Genomic DNA, 13,771 nt, shown 5'->3' on the forward strand with positions numbered 1-13,771 from the left:
CTTGATAAAATCATTTTGCAACGGTTTGGCACCATAATTTCCTATCATTTTATCTTATTTTGTTCCAAAAGGAAAGTGATTTCACATGGATTCTTTATATATACCTTGCGATCAGGGCGACGAGTTTCTTCGCATCAAGCGGCTTTGCAACATGTTCGTTCATTCCCGCATCGATCGATTTCTGCACATCCTCGCTGAACGCATTTGCCGTCATCGCAAAAATCGGAATCGTCCCCGCATCCGCCCGCTTCATCGCACGGATCCTTCGAGTCGCCTCAAGACCATCCATGACCGGCATCATAATGTCCATCAGAATCAGATCATACGTGCCGGTAGCGGAGGAGGCAAATTTCTCGACGGCCGCCTTTCCATTTTCCACTTTCGTGACAACCGCACCTGCATCTTCGAGAATGAATTCCGCAATCTCCATATTGAGTTCATTATCTTCCACGAGAAGCACCGATACGCCCGAGATGTCTGTCTTGACCGTCTCTTCTTTCCTGACTTCTTCATGTTTTCCATGGTCGATCTCAAACGGGAGAAGAACCGTGAACGTCGTTCCGACCCCGACCTCACTCTCGACATGGATGCTTCCATTCATCTCCTCAATGATCGCCTTCACGATCGACATTCCAAGCCCGATTCCCTTGAATTTTGTCCGCGGCCCGCTCTCCCCCTGAATAAACGGTGAGAAGAGCTTCGTGTCGATAAATTCCTGCGTCATTCCGATTCCGCTGTCCTTGACCGTGATCTTTAAGGTCAGGACATCCCCGTTCCGGCTGTACTCCTCGATATTCGTGTAGAGAAGTCCCCCGGGCTTGTTGTATTTAATCGCATTTGTGTAGAGATTGAGCAGGATCTGCTTAAAGTGGAGCGGACTTCCGATCAGCCAGATGTCCTCCCCGTCCATGTGCTCGGCAACTGTCCGGAGTCCGGCTTCCTTCGCCTGCCCCTCAACAACCATGAGCGCATCCTCCCCGGCCTGTTTTAGATTAAACGGGATATGTTCGAGGACGATCTGCCCGGACTCCAACCTGCTCAAGTCCAGAATGTCATTGATCAGCTGGAGCAGATGATCGGAGGACGCCTTGATTTTTTTGAGGCATTCCGCCCGCTTCTCCGGATTATCCGGACTCTTCTCGATCATGTCGAGCATTCCCATGATTCCGTTGATCGGCGTCCGGATATCATGGCTCATATTGGCAAGAAAAGTGGTCTTTGCCGAGTTTGCGCGCTCCGCCTCCCCCAGTGCATCCTGAAGCGCCTCCTGCTTCTTTGTGATCTTCCAGTTTGCCTCCCGGACCTGCAGAGTGAGCCGGATCATATACATCACAATAAGCAGAAGCCCCGTGATCAGGATAGCCGCACTCACCGCAAGCACAGAAAGGTATTCATCCACAAAATCGTGGAATCTCACTTTCTGCTTCCGATAGGAATTCTGTGAGAGTGCCGCACCGGAGAGTCCCTTTCCCGCTGCAGTGATTCCCTTGTTGATGATATTTGCAAGTTCCGGATTTTCCTTATCTGTGCAGATGCAGATGTCCATCTGACCGGGAAACTCCGTCACCTGAAGCTGGTCTGCAATGCGGTACTGCTTAATCAGGTTGATCTGTGAGGCAGCCACAAGCATGCTGTCCGCTTTTCCATTCCGCACGGCTTTCAGACACTCCTCCGCATTGCGGTATGTCAGCACCTTTGAGTCCGGAAACATGATTCCGACCGCATCCTGCTGGATGAAACTCGGCGCGGAGACTGCGATGACACCGGTCGGCGAATCGCTTTCTGTCTTTCTGAAAAATAACACCGGCGTGGTACTAAGAATCGTGTTTGTCTGAATCAGATCGTACTGCTCCGCAAGCCAATAGTCGCTGTACATCGGCCCCATCGCATCAATCTCCCCGTTTTTCAGTGCTGTTCTCATCTCCTCGTTGCTCAAATAACATTTCGTCACAATCGTGACACCGAAATTGTGCGTCATCGACTTTGCAAGTGCCTGAAGCACCCCGACAAACTCTCCCTTCTCGTTCAGGTCCGAATATGGCAGGTTGTCATCTAAGTATCCAAGGCGAATCGTATTGTCATGTTCTGCAAGCCACGCTTTCTCCTTCTCGTTGACGAACGTGTCGGAGATCATGCTGACCTGATAGCGGCTCTCAAGCGTCGCATTATAGTTTGGATCCCCGCTCTGAATCTGGTACAGGGCCTCATTGAGCTCCGTGAGCAGGTCCGGTCTGGATTTTGAGACTGCAAAATAATAATCGTCAAAACCGATGTCGATGATGACCGCATAGTGATAATCGCCGCTCGAGAGCTTCGGCGTCGCGATCGCATCGAGTTTCCCATCATCCATATCTGCCATCAGCGCATCGTATCCGTCATACTCCACAACCTCAGCCCTGATATCGTTGTTTTTCAGCCACTCCTGCACCAGAGTTTCCTGATAACTCTTCTGCGTCACGCCGATGCGCGCACCGTTTAAGTGACCGATGTCTCCACCTAAAAGATCTGTCCGGTCTTTTGCCGTGTAGAGGAAGTAGACATCTTTTCCCTGCGGATACGTCGCAAAGGAAAAGAGTTTTTCCCTCTCCTCCGTGTACGAGACATCCCCGAAGAGGTCGATTTTCCCCTCCACAAGCATGTTGTACAGTTCCTTGAAACTTCCATATACATACTCATACTTCCATCCGGTAAAGTAAGAAATCTTCTGGAGATATTCGTACCCGCTTCCCGTCTTGTACTCGCCCTCTCCGCCTTCCTCATACGTCGCCACATTGACGTATCCGATTCTCACGACTTTCTTCGCAGTGTTTTCCGCTGCAAATGCCGAAAAAGAGAACAGCCATACAAATATCATCAGCAGGATTCCTGCCGCAGTTTTTCTCTCTATTCGCATGATTCTGTCTTTTCTTTCCACGCTGATTTCCCCCGATTGCCGACCATTCTTCATCATTCAGACTTTTTCTTCATAAAGAAAGCGTCCCATCGTTGCGCGAAGGAAACGACAGAAACGCTCTCTCGAACTCTCGAAACAAACATATAGCACGATTATATTACAAGAAATGGTCAAAAGCAATCGCGAATCGCCTGAATCACCTGCTCCATCTGGAGCGGTTTTGCAAGATGCGCATTCATTCCCGCATCCAGACACCGCTTTGCGTCCTCCTCAAATGCATTCGCCGTCATTGCAATGATCGGGATTGTCTTCGCATCAGAACGGCTCATCGCCCGGATCTTTTTCGTCGCCGAGATTCCGTCGAGAACAGGCATCATGATATCCATGAGAATCGCGTCAAACGTTCCCGGCTCAGAGCCTGCAAACTTCTCCACGGCCTCCTGGCCATTCTTTACGAGAGTAACTTTTGCCCCCTCATCACCGAGAAGAATCTCCGCAATCTCCGCATTCAGCTCATTGTCCTCCGCGAGCAGGAAATGCATTCCCGCCAGATTTGTGACCTGACTGTCATGTCCGTTAACCGTCTCAGACACCTTTGGCGCAGCGGCAATCGTGAACGGAATTGTGAGCGTGAACGTCGTCCCCACATTTTCCTCGCTCTTGATCTCGATCGTTCCGTTCATCCGGTCAACAATCTTCTTTACGATTGACATTCCGAGTCCGGTTCCGTTGTAAACACTTCTCGCATCAGAGCGTTCCTGCGTAAACGGATCGTAGATGTGTTTCAAAAACTCCTCACTCATCCCGACTCCGGTGTCGGAAATCTTCCATCGATACGTCACAATTCCGTCCTTTTCCCCGAGACACTCCATCGCTGTGTAGATCTTTCCTCCCTTCCGGTTGTACTTGACACAGTTTCCGTAAATATTTAAGAAAACCTGTCTCAAGTGCAGGGGACTGCTGTAAACGTAGGGATAGGAAAGCTCCGTCTTCGGCTTCTGGTACTCCCACACAAGCCCCGCCTCCGTTGCCTGCTCTCTCGCAATTGTGACGATGTCGACTGTCAAATCTGAGAGGCTGACCACCTCCTCTGTGAAGTGAATGTCATCGTCTTCCAGTTTGCTCATCTGGAGAACGTCATTGATCAGGGAGAGTAAGTGATTTGCCGAGATCATCATCTTCTCATGGTTGGAACGGATCATCTCCGGATCGTCCGCATGCGCCGCATCAATCTTTAAAAGTCCGATGATTCCGTTTAGCGGAGTCCGGATATCATGGCTCATCCGGGACAGAAAGTTCGTCTTCGCGGCATTTGCCCGCTCTGCGCGGATGACCGCCTCCCGAAGCTGCTCATTCTTGCTCTCGAGATTCTTCATGTATTCCATCTGCAGCTCCATCTGTTCTCTCTGATGATTCTGCTCCATCTTCCATCTTATAAAATTGATGGTTCCGACCAGAGCCAGATAGATAAAAACCGCATACATGACATCCTGCGGGGTCGTCGCAAAGACGTTGTCCGCAGGCATGCAGGCATAGATAAAGTAATCCCTCCCCTTCTCCATCAGTCCGTATTGATGGGTGATTCCGGAGTTCACCCGAATGAGTTTCTCTTCTTTTCCGCTCTCCCTGATTTTCTGGAGAATCTTGATCTTCTCGGGATTCTTGCCGATCAGAGACTCATCATTTGAGGCGATGATCTCCTCTCCCTTGCTGACTGCAACCGTTCCATTGTGTTCGAGGTTGTATCCGGATAGCATGGACCGGATCGAATGGTTAAAGATGCGGGTGTACTCCGCTGACGTGTGATAGTAGACCAGAAGAACTCCCGGTGCATCCTTACGTCCCATTGCGGCGATATCCACATAGGAATCATCGTTGCAGGTGACTCTCAGCGTATAGATCTTTTCCCGAAATTCTGCCGTGTCCATCACAGCATCCCGGTCAAGAAGACTCATCAGATAATCCGCCGTGATTCCGTCCATCTTGTACTCTGACAAAACCTGTCCACTCTCATCGAGAAGCAGGATTCCGGATAGATAACTCTCTGCGACACACTCTGCAAGCAGTCCCTCATCCGGCTGAAAATTTTTATCCAGCTTCTTCTCATTCCGGAACTGACGGTTGATCCACTCCACGCTCTCGATCATTCTCATCAGGCTCTTCGACTCTGACGCAATGTCCAGCTTCAAATTGTTGTTGCACTGTTCTTTCACATACCGCGCCATATCGCAGAGCCGGATCTCCGTCTGGGACAGATCGGAATGCACAGCCGTCATCCAAACAACAAAAATCACAAAAATTCCAAAAACGATCTCTGCCAGCAGGATTTTTCTCTTGCTCGCCCTGTCTGTCTCTTTACTCATTTTCATCCCCCAGATACCTGTCTGCATCCTGCAGGTATTTCCCAACAATCTCTTTCACCGTTCCGTCCTGGCGCATCTGTTTGAGCGTCTCGGAAAGTTTCTCGTCAAGTCCGCGTGTATCCTCAAGGTCAAACGCCACTCCCAGCTGAACCGTCAGCAGGGGCTCCGGCAAAATCCGGTATTTCATATCAAAATCCGTCATAAACTGATCGATCGAGGTATCATGTGCCGCAATCGCATCGACATATCCCTTACTCAGAAAGGTGTAGAGAAGATCGCGGTTCTGCACAGAAATCACTTTTCTGAACTTCGGCACCTGCTCATACTTCTCCCTCTCGCGGAACATGTCTTCCGGCTTCGTCGTCGACTGCACCGCGACAATCTTTCCGTCAAGATCGGAAAGCGTCTGAACCGGGCTCTCCGGCGTGACAGCCACAACCTGGCGGCTATTCATATAAGGTCCCGCCCAGCGGTATTCCTCCTCGCGTCCATCCATCGAAAAACTGCTCCAGATACAGTCAATCTCCCCGGAACTTAAAAGTTTCTTCTTTTCTTCCCAGTTAATAAAGACAAACTCGGTCTGGTAGCCCATCCGGCCAAATGCCTCTCTCGCAAGTTCAATGTCAATTCCCTTGAGATTTCCATTCACGTCCCTGTAATTAAACGGCGTGTAATTGTCACAGCCGACCACAACTTTCGGCCAGTTATTTTCCCCCGCACTGCCCGGTTCTGTCCTTTTTGCACAGCCCGCTGCAAGCACCGCACAGCTTAAAATCACTGCCACAGCAAACAGAATCCTTCCTCTTTTTCTCCGCATCCTTTGCATCATCTATCCCATTCTCCCATTTTCTGAAAATTCCCACCTATATAAAGTAGGGAGACATCCACTCTGAGTTATCATATCAGAGAAGGGGGTTCTTCGCAAGGTTTGCCTCACGAAACGCAAAAAATCCCGAAGAGTCTGGGAATTCTGTCACTTGCAGAAGTTTCCCAAATCTTCAGGATTTCTTGATGATCTATCCGATTTGCTTATTGAGCCTATGGATTTGCTAATTTAGATGCCATCCTGTTTATTTTACAAGCAGGCTCTTTCCGGTCATCTCTTTCGGCTGCTCCTTGCCCATCAGCTCGATCAGAGTCGGAGCGATGTCTGCAAGGCATCCACCCTCACGCAGTTTGTAAGACGGATCTGCATTCACAAGAATGAACGGAACCGGATTCGTGGTGTGAGCGGTCCACGGCTCGCCGGTCTTGTAGTCCACAAGCTGCTCTGCATTTCCGTGGTCTGCACAGATGAACATTACGCCATTTACTTCCTTGATTGCCTCAACAGCACGGCCGACACACTCATCAACGGTCTCGATTGCCTTGATCGCTGCGGACTCCACGCCGGTGTGACCAACCATATCCGGGTTTGCAAAGTTGATAACAATTGCATCGTATTTGCCGGACTTGATGCAGTCCACAAGCTTATCGCAAACTGCCGGAGCACTCATCTGCGGCTTCAGATCGTAGGTCGGAACCTCCTTCGGAGACGGGATCAGGTAACGGTCCTCACCCTCGTTCGGCTCCTCCACACCGCCATTGAAGAAGAAGGTGACGTGTGCATACTTCTCGGTCTCTGCGATACGAGCCTGCTTTAAGCCGTTCTTTGCGAGGAACTCACCGTAAGTGTTCGTGATCGACTCTTTTACAAATGCTACAAGCTTGTTCTCGATCGTCTCATCGTAATCGGTGAAGCATACAAATGTGGTCTTTACGCGGGCGCCGCGGTCAAAGCCGTCAAATGCATCATCGCAGAAGACACGGGTCATCTCTCTTGCACGGTCCGGGCGGAAGTTGAAGAAGATCACGGAATCTCCGTCCTTGATCGTTGCAACCGGAGCACCGTTCTTCGTAACTACGGTCGGGATCACAAACTCATCGGTCTTGCCGTCATCGTAAGATGCCTGAATGGCACCGGTTGCGCTCTCTGCGTAATTGCCCTCGCCCTTTGTCATTGCCTCATATGCCTTCTGGACACGATCCCAGTTCTTGTCACGGTCCATTGCATAGTAACGGCCGGATACGGAAGCAACCTCACCGACACCGATCTCTGCCATCTTCTGCTCGAGCTCTGCGACGAACTCCTTGCCGGAAGACGGCGGAGTGTCACGTCCGTCGAGGAAGCAGTGTACATAAACTTTCTTTAAGCCGTTTCTCTTTGCCAGCTCAAGCAGTCCGTAAATGTGGGTGATGTGGCTGTGCACACCGCCGGTGGATACAAGGCCGAACATATGAAGAGCGGAATCATTCTTCTTGCAGTTCTCCACTGCCTCCAAGAATGCCTTGTTCTCAAAGAAATCTCCGTCCTGAATGGACTTGGTGATGCGGGTCAGCTCCTGATATACGATGCGTCCTGCACCCATATTCATATGGCCAACCTCAGAGTTACCCATCTGACCATCCGGAAGTCCGACTGCCAGTCCGCTCGCCTCACCCTTTACAAACGGGCACTGGCTCATCAGCTGATCCATCACCGGAGTCTTTGCCTCACATACGGCATTTGCCTCACAGTTCGGATTCAGGCCATATCCGTCCAGAATCATCAATACCACTGGTCTCTTATCCATGATTATACTCTCCTTCTTCTTTAACGACCGCCTGTCCGGTCCACTGCCAAACTCAATCCGCCAAACCCATCTATTGATCAATCTCGATCAAATATTGTTTAAACTTTGACGATTCAGAATCATTGTACTTCATCATGAACAATTTTTCAAGTGTGGGATTTACCCGAATCGCGAATAATTATTCCGCCTGCTTTACTGCATAATTCCTTTTACCGCCCAGTCATAGGTGTTCAATGCCTGAAACAGACTTAAATTGGCACTCTCAAGCGCATTCTTTTTCTGTGTATAAGTGATCTGCTCCTGAAGATACTCCGCCTTGCTCAGCATACCGAGGCTGTACTTGCTCTGTGCGTTCTTCCACGCGATCTCGGCGCTCTGTGCTCCGGTCTGAGCGCTCAAAAACGCCTGTCTGCTCTGCAGAACCTGATTGTAAAGATCCTGCATACCGGTCTTCACCTGTTCGATCTGTGCCTGCTCCTTGCCTGCCTTCGCGTTCATTCCTGCTGTATCGGAATCGGAAGAATTTTTTCGGATATTAATCAGTTCCGTGTTATTTCCGATCGCAGTCTGCGTGTCCGCACTCAGATCAAGAGAATCTGCCCGGGAGACATCCGCAGATGGAACCGCGGCAATCTCAATACTTCCGTCCGTCGCAAGGCCGAGCATCAGACAGAGATTCTGGTAAACCTGATCTGCGCCGTCCGCTGCCGACTCTGCCGACTGCTGTGCCGAGAGCAGATTCGCGTAGGCGGTATCAACATCCGCCTGAGACGCAAGCCCCGCCCCAAGCATTGTGCAGGTATTCTCATACTGGGTCTGATAAAGTGCCTGCATCTGTCCGGCAAGCTCCTTCTGCTGCTTTGCCGACTGATAGGAAATCATCAGGTTCTGTGCCGCATTTGTCAGCGTCCTCTCGATCGAGAGCTGGGAGGCAGACGAGCTTTTCCGGTTCATTCTCTGAAGCATCCGGTTATACTGGGAGATCGAAGCGCGGTAGATTGCAAGATTTGCGGAGTACTCTGCATAGTCATCCATGTCTCCGGAATCCTTCGCATCCTCTTTTTTTCGCTTGTCCTCCGCAATCAGCTCCGTCAGTTCCTCTTTCATCTGTGTGTACTGCTCCCGCGTCGAGTCCGTCGCATCGGAGGCCTGTTTTGCCGAGGTATTTCCCCGGTGGATCAGACTTCCAAGCTCCTCATACTCCACTGTATTGTCATTCAGTTTTTCTTCCGGAATCACATTTCCATCTGCCATCTCCGTCTGTGCAGTGTCCTCCTCCCAGGTCACCTTGGGGCTTACGACCGGGCTTGTCGCCTGATCCCCTGAATTTGCCGAACCCGCCAAAGTGCCAGTGGAGGACTCATAAGCGACATCACTGTCCGCAAAGGCCTGCATCTGCCCAAATCCGCTGACTGCTCCGCCCACGTTCATGGCACTGACTGCAAGTGCTAAGGCAAGCAGGCGGGATCTTGATTTTCTCATCAACAACCGCCCTCCTTACTGTGCGCTCGCAAGACCATTCACATTCCAGCGGTAGGTCTCGAGTGCATCCTGAAATGAGATCGACGCTTCCTTAAGCGCGAGACGGCTGTTTGTGAGCGCGATCTGCTGGGTCTGGTTCTCATATGCCGTGATCATGCCAGCAGCAAGTTTCTGCTCAGACAGCGATGCCTGTCTCTCCTGCGTGGTCAGCGCTGCCTGAGCCTGCTCGTAAGCAAGCTTTGCATTTTTCAGGCTCTGGTATGCACTTGCAACCGAGGAGCGGATCTTTCGCTGATTTCCTGCAATCGTCGTGTTCAGATTGCGCTTTGTGTCGTCTGAGACTGCATTTTCCAGCTTTCTCTGGTTCACAAGAAGTGTATAGTTCTTCTCTAGTGCAGTCTGCTGATCGGCAGCAAGGTCGATCTGGTCAACTGCACTCAAATCAACCTCCGGCAGCGCCCCGATTGTCGGTTTTGCACTGCTGTCCCATCCGAGCATCACAATCAGCGACTGTCTCACATTTTCAATCTGCTGCTCCATTTTCTGAATCGTGTTCTCCTGATCCTGAACCGCCTCAAGCGCCGTCAGAACATCGGCATCCGTGACCGTTCCGGCACTGCGTTTCGTCTGCGCCAGCTCATACGCCTGTTGCAGACGGGTCAGCGTCGTCTGTGCCTCCTCAAGCTGAAGCTGGCTCTTATAGTAGGAGAGAAACTTCGACTGCGCCGACAAGACGAGATTATCCTCTGCCTGCGCATAATTCAGATAATAAATCCGGCTGTCCTCAAGGTTGTTGTCCGCCTGCTCCCGCAGGGATTTCGCCTGCACCTCGAGGGCGAGGTCGCTGACGCGCCCGGAACCGCTGTCATCTCCGCTCTTGCTCGCCTCGAGATCCTCCGCGAGATCCAAGTAGGAATTGGAGACATCTTCTCTCGTCATTCCGTAATCTTTGATGAATTTCTGATATTCATACTGATTATTCTGGACCGTCGGATTGTATTCATGAATCAGGTCCGCAATCTCAGAATACTCGAGATTGTCGTCCTGAAGCGCACTCCACTCCTCCGCTGTCCGGGAAAATTCCGGGCTCGATGCGAGCACCCGCGCCGGAGAGGACATTCCGATTGTCCCGGCAGCGAGGATCCACGCGGCCATGCGAAGTTTCCAGTTGCCTTTTTTCATTGCGCTCTCCTTTCTCTGATTTTACTTTTTTCACTCAATTTTTGCTCTTTCTATTCTACTTGATTTGCCCGGTCTGCCTATTTCTCGTTTTCGTTATCGCCCTTCTCTTCTGCCTTCTTGCCTGTCTTTGCTTTCGCCCTCTCGCGCGCCTCGCGCTTCATCATTTTCTTTCGCGCCTTCTCAAGTTTTGCCTCCTCGCGCTTTGCCTCCTGCTCCGGGCTCCGGCTCATAATGCTGTAAAATACCGGAAGCATCAGAAGACTCAGGATTGTCGAAGCAGTCAGACCGCCGATGTTTACAATCGCAAGTCCACGGGTCATCTCACCGGAATTTCCCCACGCCATCGCCATCGGGATCATTGAGACAACCGTCGTCAGCGTCGTCATCAGAATCGGGCGAAGACGGGTGGCACCGGCCTCAATCAGGGCAGTATCCCGGTCCATCGTCGCACGGTACTGGTTTACGGTATCGACATAAAGAATTCCCGCATTTACAACGGTTCCGACAAGCATCAGGAAACCTACAAGGGACATCATGCTGATCGCACAGTCCGTCAGCCAGAGAAGGCCGAACGAACCGATCAGGCTGAACGGAATCGTAATCATGACCATCAGGGAGAACTTCGGGGACTCAAACTGTGCCGCCATGACGACGAAGATCAGGAAGACTGCGGTCGCAATCGCTCCAAACAGGGCTGAGAACTCCTCATTCATCGACTGGTTCATCGAGTTGATTCCCCGGCTCACCGTCTCCGTCAGGTTCGGCGTCAGAACCTCTGCATTCAGCGTTGCCTCGGTCGACTCCGTTGCCTGTGCCGTGTACTGGGCAGTGATCGTAACCTTGTACTCCTTATCCTCTCGGCGGATTGTCGCCGGGCTGTCCTCAAAAGCGACATCTGCCACATCCGTCAGAAGCACGGATCCGCCACTCGAGGTGGAAAGCAGTACTCCCTTGATCTGATCGAGAGTGTCGTAAGTATTCTCCGGGTACGCAACCTTTACGGTCACGCTCTCTCCGTCGATATCGAGATCCGTCGCCTCGATCCCGCTGACAAGATTTCTAAGCGTGCTTCCAACTGCCGATGCACTGACTCCGGCAGCCTTTGCCTTCACCGCATCCACCGTGACTGCGACAACCGGGGAGGAATTTTCAATATTCGAGTGAACCTGAGTCACCTCCGGGCGATTCGAGAGTTCCTCAACAATCTTGTTTGTGACCTCTTTTACTTCATCATAGTCTGCGCCCTTGATAATCGCCTCATAGCTGTTTCCGAATGAGGACATCATGCTCATCGAGCCGCTGACATCGACGCTGATGTTGCAGTCCGGAATGTCCTGAAGCTCCTGCTTCCACTCATTTGCGACTTCCTTTGTGCTCATTTTCCGGTCATCTTTCAGATACGCTGTGATGCTGACATCCCCGCTGCTCATCGCACCGCTTCCGCCTGCACGCGTCATGTAGGACTCCACATCCTCATGTTTCGAGATAATATCCTCAACCTGCTTTGCAATCTCATCCATCCGCGCCGTCTTAAGTCCCGGTCTCGTCTCAATACTGATCGAAACCTGACCCTGATCATCCGACGCCATCAGCTCGGTCTTTAACTGTTTTCCGAGGAAAATCGAGAAAATCAGCAAAGCCACCGATACAATCATGACCGTCTTTCGTTTCGGCAGGATCACGCGCATCGCGCTGCGGTAAATATCCTGAAGATGGGCAACCGGTCTTGAGAGCGGTGCCTTCGTCTTCTCAGACGGACGGTAGAGCATGTAACAGAGCGGAACTACCGCGATCGAGGAGATCAGGGAGGCAACCATACAGAAAACAATCGTCCATCCGAGAGGTCCGAGCATCTGGCCGGTCATTCCCTTCAACATGGCAAGAGGGATAAATACAACGCAGGTCGTCGCCGTCGATGCCGCAACGGAGGCGCCGACAATGTTTGTTCCCTCGAGCGCATCCTTCATGTATTCAATCAGTCCGCCGTCCCGCTTTGCGGAGACACGGAAACAGCTCTCAAGCACAACGATCGAGTTATCCACCATCATACCGACACCAAGCGTCAACGCACTCAGCGTGATGATGTTGAGCGTCATCCCCATATATCCCATGACGATCAGCGAGGACAGAACCGACACCGGAATCGAACTTCCGACGATCAGAGATGCCTTCAGATCGCCGAAGAAGAGCCAGATGATGATCATGGAGATCACAATTGCCATGACGAGGGTCTCCGCAACCGAGAGCAGGGACTCCTTGATGCTGTCCGCGCTGTCGTTTACGATCGTAATCTTCAGATCCGGATCCTCGCGCTGCAAGGATTCAATCGTGCTCTTGACCTGACTGGAAAGCGCCATCGCCGTTGAGCTCTGCTGTTTTGTGATTGCAATCGAGATCGTGTCATTGCCGTTATATCTTGCAATGCTGTCCTCAGAATCTGAGGTTGTGTAAATATTTGCGACATCCTGAAGCGTCACGATGTTTTTGCCGGAAGTGCTGAGCGGGATCTCGCCAAGCAGTTCCTCCGTGTCGTACTTCATCTTCGTCGTCAGGGAGAGTTCCTGGCTTCCGACATCGATCGTTCCCGCCGGGGAGGAGACATTTGCGTTTGCAATATCCTGGGAGATCGAACTCATCGTCACGCCATACTGCTTCATCTTCTCCTCGATCAGCTCAATCTTGATGTACTCGCTCGAACCACCCATCAGGGAGACATCCGCTGCATTCGAGAGCTTCTCAAACTCCGGAACAATATCATCGTTTACATAGTCGTAGAGATTATCTTTCTTTGTGTTCTCGATGACCATCATGATGTCGGAACCGGAGTTGGAATTCATCTCCATGATCGTCGGCGTATCCACATCATCCGGCAGATCCCGGCTTGCGACCATGTCGACCTTCTTCTTCAGATCGTCATAGGCCTCGTCCATATCCGTTCCATAGTCATACTCCAGCATGATCATCGAACTTCCCTCGCTTGAGTTCGAGGTGATCGACTTTAAACCGGAAAGCGTACTGACTGAATCCTCAATCGGTTTTGTGATCAGCTCACTGACATCCTCCGGGCTCGCACCGCTGTACTGGGTGACGACAATCATCATGGACATGTCCATGTCCGGGGAAAGTTCCATATCCATGCCCGTGATCGACTGATAGCCGAACACGATCAGGCACAGGATTGCCAGAATCGCTGTTACCGGACGTTTGAGGACAAATTTTGTAATTCCCATAATCCCTGT

The 13,771-nt window shown here is 51.3% G+C and carries 7 protein-coding genes; all 7 read right to left on the reverse strand.

What is annotated here, in order from left to right; translation table 11 throughout:
• Positions 1–94: 94 nt before the first annotated feature.
• Positions 95–2,914, reverse strand: coding sequence for a response regulator (locus ACR0QE_RS01325; RefSeq protein ID WP_432626582.1), 2,820 nt, complete (start codon positions 2,912–2,914; stop codon positions 95–97).
• A gap of 149 nt (positions 2,915–3,063) precedes the next feature.
• Positions 3,064–5,256 (reverse strand): ATP-binding protein, encoded by a 2,193-nt coding sequence (locus tag ACR0QE_RS01330; RefSeq protein WP_432626583.1) that lies wholly within the window; start codon positions 5,254–5,256, stop codon positions 3,064–3,066.
• A complete protein-coding gene (locus ACR0QE_RS01335; RefSeq protein WP_432626617.1) occupies positions 5,249–6,073 on the reverse strand; it encodes a substrate-binding periplasmic protein in 825 nt (274 codons plus the stop codon). Before ACR0QE_RS01335 ends, ACR0QE_RS01330 begins: the two co-directional genes overlap by 8 nt.
• Positions 6,074–6,326: 253 nt before the next feature.
• Positions 6,327–7,868: a 2,3-bisphosphoglycerate-independent phosphoglycerate mutase gene (gene gpmI / locus ACR0QE_RS01340; protein WP_432626584.1), complete on the reverse strand. Its 1,542-nt coding sequence runs from the start codon at positions 7,866–7,868 to the stop codon at positions 6,327–6,329.
• A gap of 192 nt (positions 7,869–8,060) precedes the next feature.
• Positions 8,061–9,350 (reverse strand): TolC family protein, encoded by a 1,290-nt coding sequence (locus tag ACR0QE_RS01345; RefSeq protein ID WP_432626585.1) that lies wholly within the window; start codon positions 9,348–9,350, stop codon positions 8,061–8,063.
• 15 nt (positions 9,351–9,365) lie between these two features.
• Complete coding sequence (locus tag ACR0QE_RS01350; RefSeq protein ID WP_432626586.1) at positions 9,366–10,532, reverse strand: TolC family protein; 1,167 nt, start codon at positions 10,530–10,532, stop codon at positions 9,366–9,368.
• A gap of 77 nt (positions 10,533–10,609) precedes the next feature.
• Complete coding sequence (locus ACR0QE_RS01355; RefSeq protein ID WP_432626587.1) at positions 10,610–13,762, reverse strand: efflux RND transporter permease subunit; 3,153 nt, start codon at positions 13,760–13,762, stop codon at positions 10,610–10,612.
• Positions 13,763–13,771 lie beyond the last annotated feature (9 nt).

This window comes from Brotaphodocola sp. (assembly GCF_050873065.1).
Taxonomy (GTDB): Bacteria; Bacillota; Clostridia; order Lachnospirales; family Lachnospiraceae; genus Brotaphodocola.